Annotated in this window: 23 protein-coding genes and 2 tRNA genes; 15 read left to right on the top strand and 10 right to left on the bottom strand. The window is 67.4% G+C overall.

Translation table 11 applies throughout. The annotated features are described in order from the left end of the window. Positions 1-5: 5 nt before the first annotated feature. The 12 genes from ACYVGS_RS07450 (at position 6) to ACYVGS_RS07505 (ending at position 11,272) form a co-directional block, all read left to right on the top strand. Positions 6-2,372: a DNA internalization-related competence protein ComEC/Rec2 gene (locus ACYVGS_RS07450; protein WP_460588039.1), complete on the top strand. Its 2,367-nt coding sequence runs from the start codon at positions 6-8 to the stop codon at positions 2,370-2,372. A gap of 65 nt (positions 2,373-2,437) precedes the next feature. Further along, entirely contained in the window at positions 2,438-3,061 is a 624-nt protein-coding gene (locus ACYVGS_RS07455) for a MotA/TolQ/ExbB proton channel family protein (protein ID WP_460588155.1), read from the top strand. Next, complete coding sequence (locus ACYVGS_RS07460) at positions 3,058-3,483, top strand: ExbD/TolR family protein (protein WP_460588040.1); 426 nt, start codon at positions 3,058-3,060, stop codon at positions 3,481-3,483. Before ACYVGS_RS07455 ends, ACYVGS_RS07460 begins: the two co-directional genes overlap by 4 nt. Next, on the top strand, positions 3,480-5,312 hold the full coding sequence (gene msbA, locus ACYVGS_RS07465) for a lipid A export permease/ATP-binding protein MsbA (RefSeq protein ID WP_460588041.1): 1,833 nt from the start codon (positions 3,480-3,482) through the stop codon (positions 5,310-5,312). Before ACYVGS_RS07460 ends, msbA begins: the two co-directional genes overlap by 4 nt. Continuing rightward, positions 5,312-6,289: a tetraacyldisaccharide 4'-kinase gene (gene lpxK / locus ACYVGS_RS07470; protein ID WP_460588042.1), complete on the top strand. Its 978-nt coding sequence runs from the start codon at positions 5,312-5,314 to the stop codon at positions 6,287-6,289. Before msbA ends, lpxK begins: the two co-directional genes overlap by 1 nt. A gap of 17 nt (positions 6,290-6,306) precedes the next feature. Then, entirely contained in the window at positions 6,307-7,068 is a 762-nt protein-coding gene (gene kdsB, locus ACYVGS_RS07475; protein ID WP_460588043.1) for a 3-deoxy-manno-octulosonate cytidylyltransferase, read from the top strand. Next, the gene (locus ACYVGS_RS07480; RefSeq protein WP_460588044.1) at positions 7,065-7,571 is read left to right on the top strand and encodes a low molecular weight protein-tyrosine-phosphatase; all 507 of its coding nucleotides are present in this window, start codon (positions 7,065-7,067) and stop codon (positions 7,569-7,571) included. Before kdsB ends, ACYVGS_RS07480 begins: the two co-directional genes overlap by 4 nt. Further along, positions 7,558-8,571: a UDP-N-acetylmuramate dehydrogenase gene (murB, locus tag ACYVGS_RS07485; RefSeq protein WP_460588045.1), complete on the top strand. Its 1,014-nt coding sequence runs from the start codon at positions 7,558-7,560 to the stop codon at positions 8,569-8,571. The genes ACYVGS_RS07480 and murB overlap by 14 nt, the downstream gene beginning before the upstream one ends. A 59-nt stretch (positions 8,572-8,630) precedes the next feature. Continuing rightward, positions 8,631-10,394, top strand: a complete 1,764-nt coding sequence (uvrC, locus tag ACYVGS_RS07490; RefSeq protein ID WP_460588156.1) for an excinuclease ABC subunit UvrC — start codon at positions 8,631-8,633, stop codon at positions 10,392-10,394. A gap of 17 nt (positions 10,395-10,411) precedes the next feature. Next, entirely contained in the window at positions 10,412-10,975 is a 564-nt protein-coding gene (gene pgsA / locus ACYVGS_RS07495; protein ID WP_460588046.1) for a CDP-alcohol phosphatidyltransferase class-I family protein, read from the top strand. Between the two features lie 99 nt (positions 10,976-11,074). Then, a tRNA-Gly gene (locus ACYVGS_RS07500) sits at positions 11,075-11,150 on the top strand. A 48-nt stretch (positions 11,151-11,198) separates the two neighbouring features. After that, a tRNA-Cys gene (locus tag ACYVGS_RS07505) sits at positions 11,199-11,272 on the top strand. Positions 11,273-11,347: 75 nt separating this feature from the next. On the opposite strand, the gene ACYVGS_RS07510 is transcribed toward ACYVGS_RS07505, so the two are convergent. From ACYVGS_RS07510 to ACYVGS_RS07535, 6 genes are all read right to left on the bottom strand, one after another. Next, positions 11,348-11,872 carry a high-potential iron-sulfur protein gene (locus ACYVGS_RS07510; RefSeq protein WP_460588047.1) on the bottom strand — a complete coding sequence of 175 codons (525 nt, stop codon included), beginning with the start codon at positions 11,870-11,872 and terminating at the stop codon, positions 11,348-11,350. Positions 11,873-11,997: 125 nt separating this feature from the next. Further along, positions 11,998-13,140, bottom strand: coding sequence for a zinc-dependent metalloprotease family protein (locus tag ACYVGS_RS07515; protein WP_460588048.1), 1,143 nt, complete (start codon positions 13,138-13,140; stop codon positions 11,998-12,000). An 11-nt stretch (positions 13,141-13,151) separates the two neighbouring features. Continuing rightward, a complete protein-coding gene (locus ACYVGS_RS07520; RefSeq protein ID WP_460588049.1) occupies positions 13,152-14,009 on the bottom strand; it encodes a universal stress protein in 858 nt (285 codons plus the stop codon). A 21-nt stretch (positions 14,010-14,030) separates the two neighbouring features. Continuing rightward, positions 14,031-15,524, bottom strand: coding sequence for a SulP family inorganic anion transporter (locus ACYVGS_RS07525; protein WP_460588050.1), 1,494 nt, complete (start codon positions 15,522-15,524; stop codon positions 14,031-14,033). A gap of 215 nt (positions 15,525-15,739) precedes the next feature. Further along, positions 15,740-16,582 (bottom strand): hypothetical protein, encoded by an 843-nt coding sequence (locus tag ACYVGS_RS07530; protein WP_460588051.1) that lies wholly within the window; start codon positions 16,580-16,582, stop codon positions 15,740-15,742. Positions 16,583-16,653: 71 nt separating this feature from the next. Then, on the bottom strand, positions 16,654-18,108 hold the full coding sequence (locus ACYVGS_RS07535; RefSeq protein ID WP_460588052.1) for a cryptochrome/photolyase family protein: 1,455 nt from the start codon (positions 18,106-18,108) through the stop codon (positions 16,654-16,656). A 99-nt stretch (positions 18,109-18,207) separates the two neighbouring features. Between ACYVGS_RS07535 and ACYVGS_RS07540 the strand changes: the two genes are divergently transcribed. Next, entirely contained in the window at positions 18,208-19,116 is a 909-nt protein-coding gene (locus tag ACYVGS_RS07540) for an epimerase (protein ID WP_460588053.1), read from the top strand. On the opposite strand, the gene ACYVGS_RS07545 is transcribed toward ACYVGS_RS07540, so the two are convergent. Then, the gene (locus ACYVGS_RS07545) at positions 19,113-20,399 is read right to left on the bottom strand and encodes a sigma-70 family RNA polymerase sigma factor (RefSeq protein ID WP_460588054.1); all 1,287 of its coding nucleotides are present in this window, start codon (positions 20,397-20,399) and stop codon (positions 19,113-19,115) included. The genes ACYVGS_RS07540 and ACYVGS_RS07545 overlap by 4 nt on opposite strands. Positions 20,400-20,564: 165 nt before the next feature. Between ACYVGS_RS07545 and ACYVGS_RS07550 the strand changes: the two genes are divergently transcribed. Then, positions 20,565-21,584, top strand: coding sequence for a MerR family transcriptional regulator (locus ACYVGS_RS07550; RefSeq protein ID WP_460588055.1), 1,020 nt, complete (start codon positions 20,565-20,567; stop codon positions 21,582-21,584). Here ACYVGS_RS07550 and ACYVGS_RS07555 read toward each other — a convergent pair. Both ACYVGS_RS07555 and xrtH read right to left on the bottom strand, forming a co-directional pair. Next, positions 21,556-22,158: an exosortase H-associated membrane protein gene (locus ACYVGS_RS07555; RefSeq protein ID WP_460588056.1), complete on the bottom strand. Its 603-nt coding sequence runs from the start codon at positions 22,156-22,158 to the stop codon at positions 21,556-21,558. The genes ACYVGS_RS07550 and ACYVGS_RS07555 overlap by 29 nt on opposite strands. Beyond that, positions 22,155-22,661, bottom strand: coding sequence for an exosortase H (gene xrtH / locus ACYVGS_RS07560; protein ID WP_460588057.1), 507 nt, complete (start codon positions 22,659-22,661; stop codon positions 22,155-22,157). The genes ACYVGS_RS07555 and xrtH overlap by 4 nt, the downstream gene beginning before the upstream one ends. Positions 22,662-22,742: 81 nt before the next feature. On the opposite strand from xrtH, the gene ACYVGS_RS07565 reads away from it, so the two are divergent. Further along, positions 22,743-22,913, top strand: a complete 171-nt coding sequence (locus tag ACYVGS_RS07565) for a hypothetical protein (RefSeq protein ID WP_460588058.1) — start codon at positions 22,743-22,745, stop codon at positions 22,911-22,913. 76 nt (positions 22,914-22,989) lie between these two features. Here ACYVGS_RS07565 and ACYVGS_RS07570 read toward each other — a convergent pair whose 3' ends face one another. After that, entirely contained in the window at positions 22,990-24,339 is a 1,350-nt protein-coding gene (locus tag ACYVGS_RS07570; RefSeq protein WP_460588059.1) for a sodium-dependent transporter, read from the bottom strand. Positions 24,340-24,352: the final 13 nt, after the last annotated feature.

Below are 24,352 nucleotides of genomic sequence, written 5' to 3' on the forward strand. Positions count from 1 at the left end.
CGGGCATGGGCCGCGTTCGACATGTCGAGCCAGTGGACGGCCATTATGACGACCTTGGGCGGGTATCTCCAGACGTGATCGAGCGCGGCCTGGCCTTGCTGGCGGGTCTGCTCCTGCCCCTGCTGGCGCCCGCATTGCCTCCGGTGTCTGCAGCCGTCTGGCTTTGCGGGGCACTTTTGGCGGCCGTGGCGGCCTGCCTCCGCGGCAGCGGGCCCCGCCCCTTGCTGGGGAGCGTTCTGCTCGGCCTGTGCGTCACCGGCGGGCACGCGGCACGCTGGGCCGAGCGGGAACTCCCCGCGGCCTGCGAGCGCGAGCTGTTGTCGGTGGTTGCTCGTGTCACCGGGCTGCCCGAGGCAGTGCAGAACGCCCGCGACGAACCGCTCTACCGCGTCACCCTGTCCCTGGAGCACCTCAGCCCGGCGCGCTGTCGGGGCCCTCGCACGGTCGAGGTCTACTGGCCGGCGGCGCTGCCGCCGGTGCCGGGCGAGGCCTGGGCCCTGGGCCTGCGGCTGCGCCGTCCCTGGGGCGCGGTCAATCCCGGGGCCTGGAACGCGCGTGCAGGCCATCTCGCGCGCGGGGTGCATGCCCTGGGCAGTGTCAGTGCGGCAATCACGCCGCAGCGGCGCCCGCAGCGGGACAAGGGTGGCGCCGTCGACCGCTGGCGCCAGCGCTTCGCGGGAGCGCTGGACCGGGAGCTGCCAGCGGCCGGGCTGCTGCGGGCGCTGGCGGTGGCCGACCGCAGCGGTATCGGGGCGGCCGACTGGGCGCGCTTCCAGCGTTTCGGCGTGGCGCATCTGCTGGTGATTTCCGGGCTGCACGTGGGCATGGTGGCGGGGCTCGGCGCCCTGTTGGGCGCTGCCCTGGCCCGCCTGCCGGGCTGGGGTGGCCAGGCACCCCGGCTGCTCGCCTTGGGGGCACTGGTATCGGCGACACTGTACACGGCGCTGGCGGGCTGGAGTATTCCCACCACCCGCGCCTGGGTGATGCTGGCCTGCAGCATGGCCGCCAGCCTAGCCGGGCGCTCCGCCTGGGCACCCCTGAATCTGCTGCTGGCGGCGCTGGCGGTGCTCCTGCTGAACCCCTTCAGCGCACTCTCCCCGGGCTTCTGCCTGTCCTTCGCGGCGGTGGCGTCCCTGTTCTGGCTGTCCCACTGGCGCGGTCGGGCCGCTGGCGCGGCGCGCCTGGGGCTGGCCCACCTGTTTATCTGCCTGGTGATGTTTCCCCTCGGCGCTGTCTGGTTCGGCGCCGCCAGCCTGGTAGCCCCCCTGGCCAACGCGCTGCTGGTACCGCTGACCGCGGTGGCGGTGGTCCCGCCGGTGCTCGCCGGTATCCTGGTGTGGCCTGTGCAGCCGATGTTGGCCACGTGCTTCTGGCAGGCTGCGGGCAGGGTACTGGAGCTGGTTCTCTCCGTCATGCAGCGGGCGGAGACCCTGATGCCGATACCGTTGACGCTGCCCCTGCAGATGAGCCCTGGTGCCGTCCTGCTCGCGGTGATCGGCCTCGGACTGCTGGTACTCCCCCTTGACTGGCCGCGGCGCCTGGCCTGCAGCCTGTTGCTGCTGCCCCTGCTACTGCCGCTGCGGGAGCACCGGGTGGCGGGCGCGGGGGCTGTGCATGTGCTGGCGCTGGACGTGGGGCAGGGCACGGCGGTGCTGATTCACGACCAACGGCGGGCGCTGCTCTACGACACCGGCAGTCCCTGGGCCGCGAGGTCGGTGGTGTTACCCGTGCTGCGGGGGCGCGGCATCCGACGCCTCGACCAGCTGGTGCTCAGCCACGGCGACGCCGACCACGCCGGGGGCGTGGGTGATCTCGAGGCCGCCCTGGAGATCGACCGGCTGCTCCTGGGGGCGGACCTGCCATCTGCCGCCTTCGATGGGGCCGTTTCCCGCTGTCGTGCCGGCCACAGCTGGTCCTGGGGGCCGGGCATCTGGTTTCGCATTCTGGCGCCGGCTCCGGGGGAAGTGCCGGCCTCGCGCAATGCCGGCAGCTGCGTGTTGCAGGCCTCCCTCTGGGGGCAGCGTTGGCTGCTTGCCGGGGATATCGATGCCCGGCGGGAGCGGGCCCTGGTGGACTACTGGGGCAGCGCCCTGGGCAGCCAGTGGCTGTTGGCCCCGCACCACGGGAGCGCCAGCTCCTCCTCCTGGGCCTGGCTGAAAGCGGTGCGCCCGCGGCAGGTGGTTTACAGCCATGGCCGGGCCAATCCCTTTGGGCACCCGGCGGCGTCGGTGGTGGCGCGCTACGCGGCCCGGGATATCGTCAGCTACAGCACGGCGGCGCAGGGCGCCGTGGAATGGGTGATCGAACCGGCGGCCCGCCCGCGGCTTGTTGCCCACCGCCAGTTGGCGCGACGCTTCTGGTGGGGGCGCTGAGCGCTGTTGTCGGGGCCGGGGCGGGGCGTATAATGCGTTTTTGGCTGGCGAGACGGGATGGCAACGTGCTGGAACTGGTAACCGCGGGCGGCTGGCTGATGGTGTTGATCCTGCTGTGCTCGGTGGTCGCCCTGGCCATCTGCATCGAGCGCCTCTACACCCTCAATCCCCGCAAGATTGCTCCGCCGCATCTGCTGGCGACGGTGTGGAAGCAGCTCAAGGCCGGAGAGCTCGATGGCAACCGTCTGCGCCAGTTGCGACAGTCTTCGCCCCTGGGGCGCATTCTCGCGGCGGGCCTGAGCAATGCCGGCCACGGTCGGGACGTGATGAAAGAGAGTATCCAGGAAGCCGCCAGTCACGTGATCCACGAACTGGAACGCTACCTGAACACCCTGGGCACGATTGCCGCCATTGCCCCGCTCCTGGGTCTGCTGGGTACCGTCGTCGGCATGATCAAGGTGTTTGCCGAGATCATGGCCCAGGGGACTGGCAACGCCAGCGCCCTGGCCGGGGGCATCTCCGAGGCGCTGATCACCACCGCCGCGGGGCTGGTGGTGGCGATTCCGGCACTCGCCATGCACCGCTACCTCAGCGGGCGCATCGACGCCATTGTGATCAACCTGGAACAGGAGTCGATCAAGCTGGTGGATGCGCTGCACAATGACGAGCGCGCGGGTGGCCGGGCTTGAAATTCCGCCGCCAGCGCAGCGCCGAGCTCGGCGTCAACCTGACCCCACTGATCGATGTGGTCTTCCTGCTGCTGATATTTTTCATGGTCTCGACGACGTTTACCCGCGAAACCCAGCTCACCATCGACCTGCCGGAGGCCGAGGGCACAGCGCGGGAGACGGTGACGCAGCCAGTGGAAGTGCTGGTCGCGGAGGACGGCAGTTACCGGGTCAACGGCAAGCCGGTGGCGGACCGGCGCTTCCGCACCCTGCAGGCCGCGCTCTATGACACCTCCGCGGGGGACACCACCCTGCCGCTGGTGATCGCCGCCGATGCCCAGGCGCCCCACGCGGCGGTGGTGCTGGCCATGGACGCGGCCGGGCAGATGGGCTTTGCGCGCCTGAGTATCGCGACCCGCGAGCCGGCGGGAGGTGGGCGATGAATCCGGCGGTGGCACCCGAGCGCCAGGGCACCCTCTCGGACTGGCAGCTCTACCGGCGCCTGCTGGCCTACGTGGTGCCCTACTGGTACCTCTTCCTGTTCAGCATCGGCGGCTTCCTGATCTACTCCCTCGGCAATGTCATGCTCGCCGACCTGATGCAATTCCTGCTCGACTCCCTCAACGGCCGCCCCGCCGCCGAGGGCGGCGTGGTCTCCCGTACCGCCTACAAGCTCGCCGGGGAAACCGGGCAGAGTGCACTGGAGTTTGCCCGGGTGGCGGTACCCCTGGCGGCGGTGACCATCGCCTTCACCCGCGCCATGGGCTACTTCGCCGGCACCTATTTCATGAACCACGTGGCGCGCAACCTGGTGCACGTACTGCGCCGCCAGCTGTTCGAGAAGATGCTGGTGGCACCCAGTGCCTACTACGACCGCCAGAGCCAGGGCATCCTGGTATCCAAGATCACCTTCAACGTCGAGCAGGTGACGGGTGCCGCCACCCGCGCCCTGAAGGTGATCATCGGCGAGGGCATGACCGTGCTCGGCCTGCTGGGCTACATGCTCTACCTGAACTGGCGCCTGTGCCTGGTGTTTCTGCTGGTGGCGCCCTTTATCGCGCTGGTGGTGTCGGTGGTGGGCAAGCACTTCCGGCGCTACAGCCGGCGCATCCAGGCCTCCATGGGCGACGTGACCCAGGTCTCCGGGGAGAGCATTGGCGGCTACCGCGAGATCCGCCTGTTCGGCGGCCAGCGGCAACAGGGCGATCGCTTCGAGCAGGCCAGCGCCTACAACCGCAACCAGAGCCTCAAGCTGGCCTTTGCCGATGCCCTGAGCACCCCGGTGATCCAGACCATGCTGGCGATCGCCCTGGCGGCCCTGATCTGGTTCGCCCTCGACCCCGAGATTCTCGCCGGCTTTACCGCGGGCTCCCTGGTGGCCTTCCTCACCGCCGCCGGGCAGCTGGGCAAGCCGATCAAGCAGGTCAGCAGCGTGCAGAGCATCATCCAGCGGGCCCTGGCTGCCTCGGAGGACATCTTCGCCCAGCTGGACATGGAGGAGGAACAGGACCGGGGGCAGTACGTCACCTCCCGGGCCCGGGGCGACCTGCGCATCGAACACCTGAGCTTTGCCTACCCCGGTGGCGTCGAGGATGTGCTGCAGGACATCAACCTCGACATACGCGCCGGCGAGACCGTGGCCCTGGTGGGCCGCTCGGGCAGCGGCAAGAGTACGCTGATCCAGCTGCTCGCGCGCTTCTACCCCATGGAGCGCGGGGCCATCCTGCTCGACGGGGTGCCGATCCAGGACTACCGGCTGGACAACCTGCGGCGGCAGCTGGCGATGGTGTCCCAGGATCCGGTGCTGTTCAACGACACGGTCTACAACAACATCGCCTACGGCGACCTGGCAAGCGCCAGTCGCGAGGAGGTCGAGGCCGCCTGCGAGTCGGCCCACGCGATGGAGTTCATTCGCCAGCTGCCCGAGGGCCTGGACACTCGCCTCGGTGACGACGGCGGCGGCCTCAGTGGCGGTCAGCGCCAGCGTCTGGCGATCGCCCGAGCCATACTCAAGGATGCGCCGCTGCTGGTGCTCGACGAGGCGACCTCGGCTCTGGACAACGAGTCCGAACACCGCATCCAGCGGGCGCTGGAAGTGATCATGCGCAATCGCACCACCATCGTGATTGCCCACCGCCTGAGTACCGTCGAACACGCCGATCGCATCGTGGTCATGGATGGTGGCCGGATCATCGCCCAGGGCAGCCATCAGGCACTCCTGGAGGAGGGCGGACTCTACGCGCAGCTCTACCACCAGGAATTCGCCGCCTGATGGCAGGCCTGGAATCCGGCCTCACGCGGGCCTGGTACGCGGGCGCTCCCTGGCTGTGGCTTCTGCGCCCCCTGGAGCTGCTGTTTCGCACCGTGGCCGCGGCCCGGCGCTGGTACTGGCAGGGCGGCCCCGGACGGCCCTGGCGGGCGCCCGTGCCGGTGGTGGTGGTGGGCAACCTGAGTGTGGGTGGCACCGGCAAGACACCGGTCGTCATCGCCCTGGTCGAGGCCCTGCAGGCCCGCGGGCTGCGGCCTGGCGTGGTCAGCCGCGGTTACGGTGCCGCCGCGGGGGCGCGCTTCCCGCACCGGGTTGGGGCGGACAGCCTTTCCGCAGAGTGTGGCGATGAGCCGCTGTTGATCCACCACCGCACCGGTGCGCCCTGTGTGGTGGACCCGGACCGTCCCGCGGCGGTGCGCGCGCTGCTGGCCGAGGCGGCGGTCGACCTGGTCATCTGCGATGACGGCCTGCAGCACTACGCGCTGCACCGGGACCTGGAAATCGTGGTGATGGACGCCGTCAGGGGGCTTGGCAACGGCTGGTGTCTGCCCGCCGGCCCCTTGCGGGAGCCGCCCTCGCGCCTGCGCTCGGTGTCCTGGGTGCTCCATCGCGGCGGTGACGGTGCCGCGGACGGTGTGCGCTATGTCGTCGACGGCCTCTATCCGCTGTGCCCCGGCGAGACCGGGCAGCCACCCGAGCCGCAAGCGGTCTACGCCGTGGCCGGTATCGGCCAGCCGGAGCAGTTCTTCGACAGCCTGCGCGCGCGGGGCTACCGCGTGCGCCCAGTGGTTTTTCCCGATCATCACCCCTTCAGCGCGTCCGACCTCGCGCCGCTGGATGACGCGCCGCTTATCATGACCGAGAAGGACGCGGTAAAATGCCGCGCATTTGCGACCCCCGGGCAGTGGTACCTGCGCATCAGCGCGACGCTGCCCGCGGCGCTGCCCGACGCGGTGGCCGCACTGCGGGTCGCCCCCTGAAGCCCGCCGGAGAGAGCATGAGTTTTATTGTTGTCATTCCCGCCCGCTACGGGTCCTCGCGCCTGCCGGGCAAGCCCCTGGAAGACCTGGCCGGCAAGCCCATGGTGCAGCGTGTCTGGGAACAGGCCTGCCAGAGCGCTGCGGGGCGGGTGGTTATCGCCACGGATGACGAGCGTATCGCCACCGCCGCGCGCGATTTTGGCGCCGAGGTCTGCATGACCGCCGGGCACCACGCCTCGGGTACCGATCGCCTGCAGGAAGTCGCCCAGCAGCTGGGCTTGGCGCCGGGGGCGATCGTGGTCAATGTGCAGGGGGATGAACCGCAGATCCCGCCGGCGGTGATCGACCAGGTCGCCGCCAATCTGGCAGCGCACCCTGAATCTGGGGTGGCCACCCTGTGTGTGCCGCTGTTGCAGCTGGAGGAATTGCGCAATCCCAACGCGGTGAAGGTGGTCATGGACGACCGCGGCCTGGCGCTGTATTTCAGTCGCGCGCCGCTGCCCTGGCCCCGCGACGCGATGGCGGCGGATGCGGCAGCGCTGCCCCCCGGACACTGGTGGCGGCACCTGGGGCTCTACGCCTACCGCTGCGAGTTCCTGCACCGCTTCGTCCATTGGCCACCGGCGGAGCTGGAGCAGCTGGAGCAGCTGGAGCAACTGCGGGCCCTGGCCCAGGGCGAGCGCATCCACGTCGCCCCGGCCTGTGCGCCGGTGCCCGCCGGGGTGGACACCGCGGCAGATCTGCAGCGAGTCCGTGCCGAGCTGGAGGCCGGGGCATGAGCGAAGCGACCCTCTCCGGCGTGCTTTTCGTCTGCCTGGGCAATATCTGCCGTTCACCCACCGCGGAGGGGGTATTTCGCGCGCGCCTGGCCGAGCGGGTCGCCGCCGGCGGCGCGCTGCCCGAATTGCTGCCAGTCGACTCCTGTGGCACGGCGGGCTGGCATATCGGCAAGTCTCCCGATGCGCGGGCGATGGCGGCAGCGTCGGCACGGGGCTACGACCTCGCTCCCCTGCGCGCTCGCCAGCTACAGTGGCAGGACTTCTACACCTTCGAGCATATCCTGGTCATGGACGAATCCAACCTGGCGGATGTGCGCGACGCGGCGCCCCTGGACTACGCCGGCGACATCCGCTTGTTCCTGGATTATGCCCCCGGGCAGCCCGTGCGCGAGGTCCCCGATCCCTACTATGGCCGCGATGACGGTTTTTCCCATGTCCTGGACCTGGTGGAGCTGGCCAGCGAGGGGCTGCTGGCTGAACTGGAGCGCCGTGCTACACGCTGAGCGACAACTGCAGCGTCGCAATACCCTGCGCCTGCGCAGCCGGGCGGCGGCCCTGTCGGTGATCGACAGTCCGGCGGACCTGGAGCGGGCACTGGTAGAGGCGCGACAGAGCGGCCTTCCCGTGCTGCCGCTGGGGGAGGGCAGCAACGTGGTGCTGGCCGAGGAACTGGCCGCCCACGTGTTGCTGCTGCGCCTTCGCGGCTGCCGCTGGCTGGACCGAAGGGGCCTGCTGCGGGTGGCTGCCGGGGAGTCCTGGCACCCGCTGGTGGCCTGGACGGTGGCCTGTGGCTGGCGCGGCCTGGAAAACCTCGCGCTGATCCCGGGCACCGTGGGTGCCGCCCCGGTCCAGAATATCGGTGCCTACGGGCGGGAGCTGGCGCCCTTCGTGCACGCGGTACATGCGGTGCGCATTGCCGACGGCGAGCCAGTGACCCTGTCCCGGGCGGCGTGCCGCTTCGGATATCGCGACAGCATCTTCAAGCACGCCCTGCGCGACCGCGTGGTCATCACCGCGGTGGACTTGCAGCTCTCCCGTGATCTGCCGCTGGAGGTCTCCTATCCGGGCCTGCGCGATCGCCTGCCCGCGGCCATCGAGGCCATCACGCCGCAGGCGGTCTTCGACGCCGTGGTGGCCCTGCGGCGGGGCAAGTTGCCCGACCCGCTGCGGGAGCCGAATGCCGGCAGTTTCTTCAAGAACCCGGTGGTGAGCCTGGAACAGGCGGAGGATTTGCAGGCCGCGTGTCCGGGGTTGCCGGTCTTCGAGGCCGGGGAGGGGCGGCGCAAGCTGGCTGCCGGCTGGCTGATCGAGCAGGCGGGCTGGAAGGGGATCGAGCGCGAGGGCATTGCCGTGCACCCGCGCCATGCCCTGGTGCTGGTCAATCGCGGGGGCGACAGCGCTGCCCGCGTGCTGGCCCTGGCGGCGGCAATTGCCGAGAGCGTGCGCGCGCGTTTCGGTGTCGAGCTGGAGATCGAGCCGCGCTGCTACGGGAGCGGGCCGTGAGCCAGTTCGACAGCGAGTCCTTTCTGCGCCACCTGACCACCCGGCCGGGGGTCTACCAGATGTACGATGCCGAGGGCCGGCTGCTCTACGTCGGCAAGGCGCGCAACCTGCGCAGCCGGGTCAGCAGTTACTTCCGGGCCAGCGGTTTGACCGAGAAGACCATGGCGCTGGTGGCGCGTATCGCCGACATTCAGGTCACGGTGACCGCGACGGAAGTGGATGCGCTGCTGCTCGAGCACAACCTGATCAAGAGTCACAAGCCGCCCTACAACATCCTGCTGCGGGACGACAAATCCTATCCCTACATCTTCCTCTCCACCGAGGACGGCTTCCCGCGACTGAGCCTGCACCGGGGGGCAAAACGCCGCAAGGGCGCCTACTTCGGGCCCTATCCCAGTGCCGCCGCGGTGCGCGACTCGCTTCACTTCCTGCAGAAAGTGTTCCAGGTGCGCCAGTGCGAGGACAGCTTCTTCAGCAACCGCTCGCGGCCCTGCCTGCAGTACCAGATCAACCGCTGCACTGGCCCCTGTGTCGGCCTGGTCAGCGAGGAAGACTACGCCGAGCAGGTGGAGAAGACCCGCTTGTTTCTCAACGGCAAGTCCCGGGAGCTGATGGTGCGCCTGGCTGACGACATGGAGCAGGCGGCGGCGGAGCTGGCTTTCGAGAAGGCCGCCGTACTGCGGGACCAGCTGGCGCAGCTGCAGCATGTCCAGGCCAGCCAGGGGATCGAGGGCCGTCACGGCGACCTCGACGTGATGGCGGTGGAAACGGCCGCCGGGGTGGCCTGTGTCCAGGTGCTGTTTGTGCGCAACGCCCAGGTCCTGGGCAGCCGCACCTGGTACCCGCCGCTGAAACTGGACGAGTCGCCGGCGGAGGTGCTGACGGCCTTCCTGCCGCAGTTCTATCTGGCGGGCGACCGGCCGATACCCCCGGAAGTCATCGTCAACGTCATGCCGGAGGAGCACGAGAGCCTCGCCGAGGCCTTCTCGGTGCGCGCCGGGCGCCGCGTGCGCATTGCGTCCCGGGTGCGGGATGCCCGGGCGCGCTGGCTGCAGCTGGCGGGGCAGACGGCGCGCTCCAACCTGCAGGCGCGGCTGGCCGACAGCGAGTCGACCCGGGCGCGCCTGGCTGACCTTCAGACCGCCCTGGGGCTGCAGGCGACACCCGGGCGCCTGGAGTGTTTCGACATCAGCCACAGCAGTGGCGAGGCGACGGTGGCCTCCTGCGTCGTCTTCGACGACAATGGGCCGCGCAAGTCGGACTACCGCCGCTTCAACATCGAGGGCATCACGCCTGGGGATGACTATGCCGCGATGCAGCAGGCCCTGGAACGGCGCTACCGGCGACTGCGCAGTGGCGAGGGCGTATTGCCCGACCTCCTGCTGATCGACGGCGGCAAGGGTCAGGTCGCTCAGGCCATGGGCGTATTGGCAGAGCTGGGCATCGAATCGGTCGAGGTGGTGGGTGTGGCCAAGGGCAGCACCCGCAAGGCGGGCTTTGAGACCCTGGTGCGCGGAGCCTCCCGCGAGGAGATGCACCTGCGCGCCGACCGGCCGGCGCTGCACCTGATCCAGTTTGTGCGCGACGAGGCGCACCGCTTCGCCATTACCGGACACCGCGCTCGCCGCGGCAAGGCCCGCCAGCAGTCGACCCTGGAGGCAATTCCGGGGGTGGGCGCCCGGCGCCGCCGTGAACTGCTGCGGCATTTTGGCAGCGCCCAGGGGGTTGGCAACGCGAACCTGGAAGAACTGAAAAAAGTGCCGGGCATCAGTGCGAGGCTGGCCCAGCAGATTTATGATCACCTGCACGGTGCCGGTGGCTGACAGGAGAACCCAAGGCTTTGCACGTCAATATTCCGAATACCCTGACCCTGCTGCGCATCCTGCTGATCCCGGTGCTGGTGGCGGTCTTTTACACCCCCTTCAGCCACCACCTGCTGGTGGCCGCGGCGATCTTTACCCTGGCCGCGGTCACCGACTGGCTGGATGGCTATCTCGCGCGCCGCCTGGGGCAGATGACACCGTTCGGGGCTTTCCTGGACCCGGTGGCCGACAAGCTGATGGTTGCCGTCGCCCTGGTGCTGCTGGTGGAGCGCCACGACACACCGCTGTTCACTCTGGCCGCCTGTGTCATCATCGGCCGCGAGATCGTGGTGTCCGCGCTGCGGGAGTGGATGGCCGAGCTGGGGCAGCGCACCTCGGTGGCGGTGTCCTACGTGGGCAAGGTCAAGACCGCCTTTCAGATGGTGGCGATCATCGGCCTGCTGGCGATCAACCCGGCGATCCACGGTGGCTGGCTGCTGGCCCTGTGCTACCTGCTGCTCTATGTCGCCGCCGCGCTGACCCTGTGGTCGATGGTGATCTACCTGCGGGCCGCCTGGCAGGTCATGCGCGACGCGTCTTGATCGTGTCCGGCGGCAATTCCTTGCGAAACCAACTTGACAGCGGCTGCGCAGAGCCTAGAATAGGCGCCCTCACGACAGCTGACGTGAGTGTCTGAAAGCGCGGGAATAGCTCAGTTGGTAGAGCGCAACCTTGCCAAGGTTGAGGTCGCCGGTTCGAACCCGGTTTCCCGCTCCAAAAGCGCAAGGCTTTGCGCCGCCCGGCCGGGCAGCGTTATACAATCAAGGCTCGGTGGCAGAGTGGTTATGCAGCGGACTGCAACTCCGTATACGCCGGTTCGATTCCGACCCGAGCCTCCATTACTTTCCGGTTACTGATCTCCCCTGACACGCAGACCTTGTGGTTGCGCGTACAGAATCGTTGGCCAGACAGCGTCAGCCCGCCGCCGGCGCATAGGCATTGCACCAGCCGGTTTTCTTCACCTGCTTGCCGCTAAACAAGGGGCATGCCCCCCATTCCTCGCCCGAGCTTCCCTGGTAGAGCTGGCAATTGCCGCAGTGCTGGCCCGATTGGTATCGAGGCTGCTCGCTGGCTATGACATCCTCGGCATTGTGAACATAGGCCAGGTTTTTGGCCTGCGGGTCGTCTTCACTGACCCTGGGCATGGAGCCGTCTGCACCTGAGGGCTGGGAGCTGGCCTGCTGTGCGCTTTGGTTGTTGGTATTGGTGTTGGCGCTAGAGCTTGGTCCTTCCACCGGGGGTGTGTTGTTGCTCTGCGTGCCTGCGGAGCCCTTGGTCGTCAGGGTGTTGGCGTCGCCAGCGGCGCCCATGACGGGGCGGTTGGCATCCTCCTTGCCGCCACAGCCCCTCAGGCCGAACAGCGGGGTAAAGAGTAGGCCACCGCCGACCAGTGCCATGAAGCGCCGGCGGGTGTCCAGAGAATCGTCACGGGTGCGCATTGTCGCCTCCTGCTGAATTCCGGGTTCTCCCCGAGTGTAGTTGCCATGTGCTCAACTTTCACGTCGGGGCCGGCGCAGGACAGTTTGGTGCTGGAAATCGGGTGCGCGACGGCAGGGCGCTTGCCTCATTCGCTCGCTGTGGCGGCCCAGTTTTCGATCGCCTTGGGCGGTATGCGCAGGCCACCGGGAATTGCTGTCTGCGTGGACGTTTCTCCCCCCTCGCCGGGGCTGGGCGCCGGCAGGCTGAAGGCGCTCTCGCGCAGATCGCCCCAACGGATTTCCCAGTACAGGGCCGTATTGGTCGCGGCCTGATTGAGTGCCTGGGTGGCGTTCGCCGTGTCGGGGTCGCCAAAGCTCTCGCGCTGGACCCTCAGCAGCGGCGAGGAGAAGAAAGGGACCTGGTTGAAGCTGAAGGAGCGCATGATGGTGGCGCGACCGCTGAAGGGGCTCACGTAGGGGCGCCCGAAAAGGAGGTGGGGCTCGGTATCACCGGCGCTCCGCTCGTGGCCCAGGCCGAAGACGTGTCCGAACTCGTGGGGGGCGACCAGTTCGGAGCAGCCGTCCTGGAAGCGCGGATTGCCGTGTTCGGCCACCAGGATCGCCATGGGAACCAGGTAGTCGGCTGGCGGTGCCATGCCCAATGTGGCTACGCCACAGCTGCCATCCGGGTTTCGGCCCTCGGAATTTCTGACCACCAGCAACACGTCGGCGCCGTCGTTGTAGGCGAGATTGTTGATGAAGGTGCTTTCGCGCTCGTAGAGCTGGTCGTAGAGCGTCGAAGGGTTGAAGGAATAGCCGCGGGCGGAGAAGTCGAAATAGCGAATGCCGCTGATCAGCAGCCGCGCGTTGACACCGGAGCGGCTGAAGGCATCGTTGGTCCGGCGGACTGCATCGATGGCGCGGCGAAAGGGAAAGTCGAAGCCCGGGGTCTGGCGAGAGTCCACCAGTACCGAGACGGTAACGGGTACGTCGCCCTGGGCGTAGTAGGCATCCTGGGGGATTTTCTGACGGTCGCCAAAGCAGTCGACGCTGCTGTCGTCCTGGTTGCAGAGGAACTCCCTGCCGGCCAGGGGCGGAAGCGAGCGGTATTCCTCGGCGATCAGCGAGGATTGCTGGTACCAGTGGATGTTGTCGGCGCCCTGGTAATTGCCCCGGGGGCTGTCCAGTGAAACGTTGGACTGCGCCGTGGCGACAGCGGCGGCAAGCAGTGCTGCCGTCGCCAGGAGGGCGTTCCGCAGTGTGATGAGCCACCCGTGGCATGTCGTCATGGGAAGTTGCCTCAGCGAAGAATCAGGACTGGTACCGTACTGCTGGCGAGCATGCGCGAGGTGTTGCTACCCACAAAGAATTCGCGAATCCGTGAATGGCCGTAGGCGCCCATGACCTTCAGCTCAATGCCGTGGGTTTCCTGGAACTGCATCAGGGCCTCGATAACCCCGCCCTGGACCAGGTGGGCTTCCACCCGGTGGCCGGCGCCGGTCAATGTGCCCGCGGCCCGCTCGAGGCGCACCCGGTTGTCCCCGGAGTCGTCACCTACCATGACCACGTGCCCGGGCAGGTCCAGCAGCAGTTGGCTGCTGGCGATGCGGGCGATGGCGGCATCGGCGGTCTTGCTGCCGTCGTAGGCCAGCATATAGCTGGTGGGGGCAGAGAACTGGCCGGTCGCCATCAGGATGGGGGTGTGGATGGCGCGCACCACGTTTTCCACGTGGGAACCGATTACCGCGGACTGCGCCGGGTGGTCCTCTCCCTGGCGCCCGATGACAAACAGGCGGGTGTCCGCCTCGTACTCGAGCAGGGCGTCCAGCAACAGGTCGTGGCGCTGTTCGGCGCTGATCTCGCGGGCGCCCTGGGCCTCGGCCCGCTCCAGGGCCGAGGCCAGGATGTGCTTGCCGTGCTCGATGGCCAGGCGGTTGCGGCGCTCGTCCAGCTCGGTGAGTTCCGCCAGCAGGGTTTCCCGGCTGCCCAATCCAATGGCGCCGGAGAGGTCCTCGCCGGCAGCGGGTGACGCCGAGCGTTCCAGCACATGCAGGAACTTGAGCGGCGCATCGAGGACGCTGCTGGCCCAGGCGGCGGTATCGCAGACCGCGGTGGCAATGGTCGAGCCGTCGATGCAGGCTGTAATCTGTTGTGTCACGCTAGCGCACCCCCGTTGTGATTAGTGTCCCGCCAGAAGCTTTTCCACTTCCTCTGGCTTGTCGTGTACGCCGAAGCGGTCGACCACCGTGCGGGTGGCCTCGTTCATGCCCTCTATAGTGACCGCGGTTCCCTCGCGACGGAAGCGAATCACGGTTTTGTCCAGGGCGCCCACCGAGGTGATGTCCCAGAAGTGGGCCTGGCTCAGGTCAATAGTGACCGTATCCAGTACCTCCTTGAAGTCAAAGGCGGCCATGAAGTCTTCGGCCGAGGCGAAGAACACCTGCCCGACGACCCGGTAGCGGCGGTGATTGCCCTCGCTGTCTTCCAGCTCGCTCTTCACCACCATGAAGCGGCCGATCTTGTTGGCGAAGAACAGGGAGGCCAGCAGCACACCGACGAAGACCCCGATGGCCAGGTTGTGGGTGGCCACCACCACCGCAACTGTGGCGATCATGACGATGTTGGAGGAGAGCGGGTGAGTCTTCAAGTTTTTCAGGGACTCCCAGGAGAAGGTGCCGATGGAGACCATGATCATCACCGCCACCAGGGCGGCCATGGGGATCTGGCCGATCCAGTCGTCCATGAAGACCACCATGATCAGCAGCAGGCCCCCTGCGGTGAAGGTCGACAGACGGCCGCGGCCACCGGATTTCACGTTGATGATCGACTGGCCGATCATCGCGCAACCGGCCATGCCGCCGAGCAGGCCGGAGGCGATATTGGCCACGCCCTGACCCTTGCACTCGCGGTTGCGGTCGCTGCTGGAGTCGGTCAGGTCATCCACGATCGCCGCCGTCATCATCGACTCCAGCAGACCCACGGTCGCCAGGCCAATGGCGTAGGGCAGAATGATCTGCAGGGTCTCCAGGTTCCAGGGCACATCCGGCCAGAGGAAGACCGGCAGGGTGTCCGGCAGCTCGCCCATGTCGCTCACCGTGCGGATGTCCAGGTCGAGGAACATGGCGATTGCGGTCATCACCACGATGCAAACCAGGGGCGAGGGCAGGGAGCGACCGATCCCGGGGAGCAGCGGAAACAGGTAGATGATGCCGAGGCCGCCCGCGGTCATGGCGTAGACCGGCCAGGTGACATTGGTCAGCTCCGGCAGCTGGGCCATGAAGATCAGGATAGCCAGCGCGTTGACGAAGCCGGTGACCACCGAGCGGGACACGAAGCGCATCAAATCGCCGAGACGCAGGAAACCGGCGACGATCTGGAGTACCCCGGTAAGCAGGGTGGCCGCGAGCAGGTACTCCAGGCCGTGTTCCTTGACCAGGGTGACCATCAGCAGGGCCATGGCGCCGGTCGCGGCGCTGATCATCCCGGGGCGTCCGCCGACGAAGGCGATGACCACGGCGATGCAGAAGGAGGCGTAGAGGCCCACCTTGGGGTCGACACCGGCGATGATGGAGAAGGCAATGGCCTCGGGAATCAGGGCCAGGGCGACTACCAGGCCGGCGAGCAGGTCGGCGCGGACATTGGAAAACCAGTCCCGCTGGATCGATGCAATCATGGGTATCCTGTTGTGCTGGGTGACCTGGCGCGGGGCGCAGGTCGGGATCTCGGGATGCAGCCGCGGCGCGGCCAGGGGGTCGCGCCCGGAATTCCGCTGGAATCCGGCGCGAGGGGGAGGGGATGCGTTCTACGGCGGCGTGGTCAACATGCGTCCCGGGGCCAAAAAAGGCGCAGAGCATACAGGACGCGGGGGGAAAAGCAACACGCTCAGGTTCAGTTGCCGAAGAGCTTGCCGAAGGCCTTGCCGATTTCCTTGGTGGCATTCTCCACCGCGTTGCCGGCATCGTCCGCGCTCTCGCCGCCGTCTTCCGCCGTGTCGCTGCCGCCATTGCCGCCAAACAGACTGCCCAGGCCACCGCCGTTGGCGCCGCCCTGCTGGCCGCCACCAAAGAGATTACCCAGGCCCGAGAGATCGGTGGGCTCAGCCGGCAGCACGAAGCGCGCATCGTCCACGCGGGTGGTGTCGAGGCTGGTGATGCGCATGTCCTGGCCGTAGCGCAGCACACCGAGGTCGCGGCTGGCGAGTTGCTGCTGCAGCTTGTCGGTGCCCTCGAGATCCATGTCCACGGAATCGGCGATGGATTTTGCCATCAGGAAGACGGCGTCGCGGAAGCCGCGGGCGCGCGCATCCTCGGACAGCACCATGTCGGTTTCCCGGGTCTGGCCGTCTTCGTCGATGTAGCGCAGGCGCCAGACCTCGCCGGGAATGCCGGCGACCGTCTCTTCGCGGCCGGTGGCCTCGAGGGATTCCACCCGGACATCCACGGTCTCGGGGGTGGCGGCGCGGGCCATGCCGCCGAACATGGACATGGCCTGGCTCAGATCGAGCACCATGATCTGGCCGTCGCTGTCCTGGACCACGTAGGTGCGCCCGTCGCGCACGATCATGTAGCCCTCCTGGTCGGCGGGATTGATGCGCAATTGCTGATCCTGGTATTCAAAACGCATGCGATTGCCCTCGCCATCGACCACCTCGGCAATATCGGCGGCGGCGGGCAGGGCCAGCAGGCCCAGGCAGGCGAGCCAGGGGGCGCGGCGTGTGCTGAGCGTCGGCATGATCAGTTCTCCTGTTGCGGGTGGTTTGGCATCGCTGCAGTATCGACCCGACGGGCAAAAATTTCCACCGCTCAGTCGGCGTTTTGTGCGCGTTCCCGCAGTGTCTGCCAGGCCCCGAGAGCCGTCTCCCGGGCCTCGCGGTGGTCCACCACGGGCTCGGGGTAGTCCTCGCCGAGTGTGACGCCAGCCTCCTGCAGTACGCTGGCCGGGGCCTCCCAGGGGGCGTGCAGATGGCGGTCGGGCAGGGCGGCGAGCTCGGGTACCCAGCGGCGCACGTAGTGCCCCTCGGGGTCGAACTTCTTTCCCTGCAGTACCGGGTTGAAAATGCGGAAATAGGGCGCGGCGTCGGCCCCGCACCCCGCCGCCCACTGCCAGCTGCAGAGGTTGTTGCCCATGTCCGCGTCCACCAGGGTGTCGTGGAACCAGCGTTCACCCCGCTGCCAGTGGGTGAGCAGGTGTTTGGTGAGGAAGGAGGCGACAATCATGCGCACGCGATTGTGCATGTAGCCGGTCTGCCACAGTTCGCGCATCCCGGCATCCACCACGGGGTAGCCGGTGCGCCCCTGCTGCCAGGTTTCCCGCCGGGGCTTGCTGCCACCCCAGGGAAAGTGCCGGAAGTCGGGCCGGAAAGGGCTGTCCACGAGGGCCGGGAAATGAAACAGCAGGTGCGCGGAAAACTCCCGCCAGCCCAGCTCGCTGAGGAATTTGTCGGCGGGCTTGTGCAGCCCGGGGTGCTGCTCCGCCGCGGCGCGCACGGCGTGCCATAGGGTGCGCGGGGACAGTTCGCCGAAATGCAGGTGGGGGGAGAGCCGGGAGGTGCTTTCCTGCGCCGGGAAGTCGCGGCCGCTGGCGTAATCCTCCAGGCGTTCGCCGAGAAAACGGGCCAGCCGCTCGCTGGCGCCGTCCTCGCCCGGTGTCCACAGTGTCTCCCAGCCGGCTGCCCAGTTCGGCTTGTCCGGCAGCAGTTGCCAGTCCTCCAGGTCGTCGCCCGGCGAGGGCGGCTCGGCCCAGTCGACCGCGTCGGGCTCGGGCAGGGGCATTGCCGGTTCGCTGGCGCGGCGACAGGCGCGCCAGAAGGGCGTAAAGACCTTGTAGGGCTCCCCGGACTGGTTGGCGATGTGTTCCGGCTCGTGCAGCAGGCTGCCGCCAAAACGCCGGCAGTCGATCCCCAGCTCGGTCAACTCGCGGTGCAGCTCGCCCTCCAGTGCGCGCTCCCAGGGGGTGTAGCCGCGGCTGAAATACACCGCATCGGCACCGGTACGCTCGATCAGTTCGCGCAGGATGTCGGCGCTGGCGCCACGGCGCAGCAGCAGCGTGCCGCCCCGCTCCGCGAGGCGTGTCTGCAGTGCGCGCAGGCTGTGGTGAAGCCACCAGCGGCTGGCGCCACCCGGGGCGAAATCCCCGGCGGCCGCCTCATCCAGGATGTAGAGTGGCAGAACCCTGCCGCGCTCGGCGGCCTTGTGCAGGCCGGGCAGGTCGCGCAGTCGCAGGTCGTGGCGGAACAGATAGAGTGTAAGTGCAGTCATGCGGCTAGTACGCGGGTCGGGGGCGTTCGGATGAGAGGCATCGGCGCTTGATCCACGGCGAAGGTGCTGCGTACTGTACAGAAAGTGGAGGAACAGTCTATGCACTTACTTCTGACGGGCGGCACCGGGTTTATCGGGCAGGCGCTGCGGGACAGCCTGCTGGCCGAGGGCCATCAGCTGACCATACTCACCCGCCAGCAGAACCTGGCTTCGAGCGATCGCTGTCGCTATGTCAACACGCTGGACACCCTGGTTCGCGAAGCCGCCGCCCTGGATGGCGTGATCAACCTGGCGGGGGCCTCCCTGGCGGAGGGGCGCTGGACCCGCTCGCGGCGGCAGGTCCTGTGGGACAGCCGGGTGGAGCTCACCCGGGACCTGGTCGCCGCCCTGCAGCAGTTGCCGGAGCCACCGCGGATCCTGCTGAGCGGCAGCGCCGTGGGCTACTACGGCCACCCGGAACAGAGTGAACTGGACGAGTCGAGCCCACCCGGCAGCGGTTTTGGCAGCGAGCTGTGCCAGGCCTGGGAGGCCGCTGCCCAGGAGGCAGCGGCGCTGGGAACCCGGGTCTGCCGCCTGCGCCTCGGGGTGGTGCTCGATCAGGGTGGCGGCGCGCTGTCGCAGATGGTCCTGCCTTTCCGCCTGGGTGTCGCCTCCTGGCCGGGTTCGGGGCACCAGGTCCTGAGCTGGGTGCACCGCAGCGATGTGGTGTCGGCGATGCAGTTCCTGCTGGCACATCCCGCCTGCGAGGGCGCCTTCAACCTCACCGCGCCGGCGCCTGTCAGTCAGCGGCAGTTGTGCGATGCCCTGCGCGAGCACTTCCGGACCTGGCTCACCCTGCCGGCTCCGGCGCCGGTATTGCGGCTGGCCCTGGGCGAGATGGCCGACGAGCTGTTGCTGGAAGGCGCCCATGTCATTCCCGCTGCCCTGGAGGACGCGGGTTTCGGGTTTGGCTTCCCGCAGATCCGAGACGCCCTCGCCGCCATCTACGGCGGCGGGGCGCCAGATTAGGAGGTAATCACCCAGTCCCGGGCGGTCTCCTGCAGCGCCGGATTGCGGGCGAGCTTGTCCAGGGCGGAGCGCTCCAGTTGCCGCACCCACTCGCGACTGACAGACAACTGCTCGGCGACCTCGGCCCGGGACAGCGGTCGCCCCCGGTGGAGTCCCCAGCGGGCAATCACCACCTGCCGCTCGGTGGGGTCGAGCTGCTCCAGCTCACGCAGCAGATGGCGGTGCAGAGAGCGCGTTGAGGCCTGTCCGTCCGGCTCGATGTCACCCTGATCGGTGAGCTGGTCGAGCAGGGTGTCGTCGTCATCCTCCCAGGCGGGCGCGTCCAGGGACACCGTGATATTGCGCAGCTGCTGGATGGCACGGACCTGCTTTGTCTCCATGCCGGCGGCTTCCGCCAGCAGGGCCTCGCCGGGCTCGTTGCCGGAGCCGGCGCGCAGGGCTTCCCGCTCGCGGTAGACACGGCCAATCTGGTCCCGCACGTGGCTGGGAAAGCGTATCAGCGCAGCGCCGTCCTGCTGGTAGCGGCGAATGGCCTGGGAGATCCAGTTGTAACTGTAGGTACTGAAGCGGTAGCCCTTGCGCGCCTCGAATTTTTCCGCGGCGCGGATCAGCCCCAGCGTTCCTTCCTGGATCAGGTCGCGATAGGCGATGCCCTTGCCCACCGACTTGCCGGCGATGGCGTAGACCAGGCGCAGATTGTGCAGTACCAGCGTGTCCCGGGCCTGGTTATAGCGCGACAGGGCCAGCTTCAACTGCTGGCGGGCCTCCCCCGACAGCTGGTAGCGGCTGTGTCCCACCTGCACGTCGGGCAGCCAGTCGGTCAGGGCGTCGGCGACGGCACAGCGTACGGCGGTGCCCTGGTGCCGCATGATCAGGTTGCCGATGCCGGCGGTCAGGCTGGCCGAGAAGGCCAGTTCCGCCAGCTGGTCAGCGCCACCGCGTTGCCCGGGCGTGGCCAGCGTTGCGCGCAGCAGCTCCCGGGCCGGGGCCAGGCGCGCCCCCGGCAGGTACTGTCCGGCCTCCCGCCGCAGCAGGAAGTGGTGCTCGCGGTTGCCGAAACCGGCGACTTCCAGCGCCTGGGTGCCGAGGGCGTCGAGGAAATCCGTCAGCCAGGCGCGGGCGCCCTCACTGTCCAGGAAGACATGCTGCAGGGCCTCCACGGCGCGCCATTTGCTGCCGTCGATCTCGCGCTCCTGCTCCGCACTCAGCAGGGCATAGCGGCGCGACTCGGCAAAGAGCTGCTCCAGTTCGCTTTCGTCTCCTTCCACTTTCCAGCTATCCACGACATCTCCCTCATGTCAGGCTTGCACCACCTTATACGGAACGCAGTGGCCGGTGGTGCTCTGAATCTGGTCATTGTCCAGCCAGAATCACGACAAGTCCTGGTCATTCAATCCGTTTCGAGGGGGGGCGCGTATATCTGCCAAACCCGCGATGAGGTCTACGTCATGACACAGTCAGTTGTTGAAACCCGCCCCCTCTATGGTATTGGTACGGTTGCCCGGCTCACCGGGCTGAAACCGGACACCCTTCGGGTCTGGGAGCGGCGCTACGGCCTGGGGGCTAGCCACAAGTCGGGCACCGGCCGCCGCCAGTACACCCAGGCGGATCTCGAGCACCTGCAGCTGGTTGCCGCCCTGGTCAGCAGCGGCTCGCGTATCGGCGAAATTGCCTCGGTCGAGCGCAAGACCCTGGAGATGTTGCTGCGTCAGCGCCGGGACGGGCGCGGTAGCGCGATCCCGCCAAGCAAGCCTCGGGTGGTCTTCGTCGGCAATCGCCTGTGTGAGTGGCTGGATGCCCACCAGGGCTGTGTGGCCGCCGTGGAGGCCCTGCTGCTGCGTGTCTCCTTGAGCGATATCGAAGAAACGCTGCTGGCGGAGGTCGAGCACGCCGACGCCCTGGTGGTGGAGTGCGCCAGTCTGGGCAATCGCCAGACCCGGGAGCTGAGTGAGCTGCAGGAGCGCCTGGGGGCGCACCGGGTGATTGTGGTCTACGAGTTTGCCAGCGAGCGCTGGCTGAAGACCCTGGAGGAGCAGTCGATCGTCAGTTGCACCTTTCCGCCGGAGTCATCCTTCATTGCCTTTGAGCTGGCCCGCCTGGGGGCGGAAAAGACGGCGCGGGTGGGGGACGGCAATCTCGGCGAGCTGATGACGGCAAAGCCCAGGCAGTTCAGCGAGCTGCAGTTGAGTGCCGCGCGCAAGCTCGACTCGGCCCTGGACTGCGAATGCCCCCGTCACATCGCCGATCTGATTCGCTCGCTCTCGCATTTCGAGGAGTACTCCGCCAGCTGCTCGGTGGAGAACTGGCACGATGCCGCGGTGCACGCCTGCATCTACGCCTATACCTGCCAGGCTCGCTGGTTGATGGAAAAAGCGCTCGAGGCGGTGCTGGAGAATCACGCGGAGGACTACGCGCGCCTGTGCGAGTCCGCGGCGGAACTCAGGGAGGAGATGGCCGGCGCTGCCTGAGCATGCCCTCGAGCAGGCCGCTGTCCCGGCTGGCCCAGGCCCACAACAGCACCGGCGCGACGGTGGGCATGATCAGCGTGAAAAACTGGAACAGCAGGGCGATGACCGCGGGGGGCGGCAGCGGCAACAGCGCCTCGGTGAACAGGGTGTCACCGAGGCCCAGCATCAGGTTTTTCAATCCCACCGCGAAGATCCCCAGGGCTATCAGTGCCCACAGGGCAAACAGGGCCGTGACGAAACGCGACAGGCTCTGGGGCACGCGCGCGGCGAAGTGCAAGGCCGCGTAGAAGGGAATGCAATAGGTGAGGGCACGGGTATTGATCGGGTAGCCCAGCTGGTATTCACCCCGGTCCAGTGGCACGACCTGCCCCGCAGCCTCGCCGAAGTTGGTCATCACCAGCAGTTCGTGGCCGCGAAACACCACCTCGTCGACAACCCCCGGCAGGCTCCAGGAGAGCAGTGCCTGGCCCAGCCAGAGCCCGGGGGCAGGTGTCAGGTTGCCCAGTGCATACCACAGCGCAAAGCAGGGGAGCATGAGCAGGATGACCAGGCCGACGAAGCGGTAGACACTCATGCCGCGACCTCCGCCGAGCTGTCGCGCCGGCGCTCCAGCACACGCAGGTAGACCAGGAACACGACCAGCACGTCGAGCATGATCAGCACCGGCCAGAGATAGAGGTGGGTCCAGTTGAACAGTTCCACGTCCCACTGGCCCAGGTAGAACAGGCTGATGATGCGGGCGATGTTCATTACCTGGATGGTGAGAAACCCGAGCAGGATGGCCATCACGCGCAATTTCCAGGGTGCGGGGAAGGCGATGACCGCGGCGATCAGGACGATCGCGGCCTCGACCCCGTTGCAGCCGGCCTCGATCGACACGGCGAAATTGTTGACGGTGTGGGCAATCACGCGACCGTAGGCGATCACATCGCCATCCAGCGGTGTGATCAGCGCGGCGCTGAGACTGGCGAGGGAGGCCGTGAAAGGCTGGATCACGGCGTTTTGCACCGGTGTCAGCATTTCCAGGGTGAACAGGCCGATAAGAATCGCCAGGAAGGTGAGCAGAAAGCGCATCATGGGAATGGTATCATCGCGTGGTGGAAAGCTCGGGCAAGCCTAACCCGTTCATGGGCAAATGCCAATTGTGGAGGACATATCGTGGGGCCAACAGCGCGCAAGGTGGGCATGGTACTGGCGACCGTCATGCTGGTCTTCAGTGCCTGGATGTACCTGCAGACGGGTGACTGGGTGGCCTTGATCTTCGTCGCCGGCAGTCTTGGCTACGGCGTGTTTTTCCTCTCCCGTTTTGCCCGCGGGGATCGCCCCTGAGCGGAGCATCCCGTTGGCAGCAGCCTGCCCGGTGTGCGCTGTCCAGAGAGCACGCTGTGGCATGCGTCGCGGGCCCTCAGGTCAGCGACTGGGCGAAAATGGCCAGAATGATGACCGGGCAGACGACCCGTACGTACCAGGGCCAGATTTTCCAGAACCAGCCCTGTTCGACCTCCGGATAACCCCGCCGCAGTTCCTGTAGCAGGTTGTCGCGATGCCACACCCAGCCGGCGAAAATGCAGAACATGAAGCCCAGCAGTGGCTGGCTGTAGCGGGTGGTGGCGGTGACCACCAGGCCGAATAGGCTGTCGAAGTTGAGCAGAATCAGCGCGCTGACCGCCGCGATAATCAGGCCGATGACCACCACCGCGGGCTTGCGGCCGACATTGTGCTGCTCGATGGTATAGGCGACGGGTACCTCGAGCATGGAGATCGAGGAGGTCAGCGCGGCGATGCTCATCAGGAAGAAGAACACCAGGGACACGACAATCCCCGCGATGCCCATGCTGTCGAACAGCGCCGGCAACACGGTGAAGATCAGGGTGTCCTCGGAAATCAGTGCGCCGCTGGCGGTGAAAATTTCCACGCCGTTGTGCAGGGCAACATACATCGCCGGCAGCACCAGGAAGCCGGCGGTGACCGCGATACAGATATCCACCAGGGTGACCAGGCCGCCGACCAGGGGCAGGTTCTCGCGATCGCTGATATAGGAGCCGTAGATCAGCATGGTGCCCACGCCGAGGGAGAGGGAGAAAAAGGCGGAGCCCAGGGCCTTGATGATCAGGCCCGGCTCCAGGGCGCGTTCGAAGTCCGGTAGTAGATAGACCCGCAGGCCCGCCATGGCGCCGTCCAGGGTCAGCACGTAGATCACCAGCAGCACCAGGCTGATCAGCAGCATCGGCATCAGCCGGCTGGACCAGCGCTCGATCCCTTCCTTGACCCCCTCCGAGATGATCCCCACCGTCAACGCCAGGAATACCAGCATGAACAGCAGGTTGCGGCCGAGACTGAAGTCCCGGAGCCAGGCGACCAGGGCGTCCAGCCCGGCGAGTTCAGCGATCGACGCCAGGGTATAGGCCAGCATCCAGCCGGCGATGATGCTGTAGAAACTCAGGATGAAACTCGCCACCACCAGGCCCACCAGGCCGGTGCCGACCCCGATGCGCTGCATCAGTCTGCCCGGTGAGATCAGCCGCAGGGCGTTGACCGCGTTGGCGTGGGCGTGGCGCCCGATGATCAGCTCGGCCATCAGCGCGGGGTAGGCCAGGGTGAAGGCCAGCAGCAGGTAGATCAGCAAAAAGGCCGCGCCGCCATTGCTCGCGGCCTGGGTCGGGAAACCCCAGATATTCCCGAGGCCGACGGCGCTGCCCGCCGCGGCCATGATGAATCCGAATCGTGAGCTGAACTCTCCGCGGGGTGCTGCCATGGGGGATGGTTTC

This window comes from Haliea atlantica, assembly GCF_054779855.1.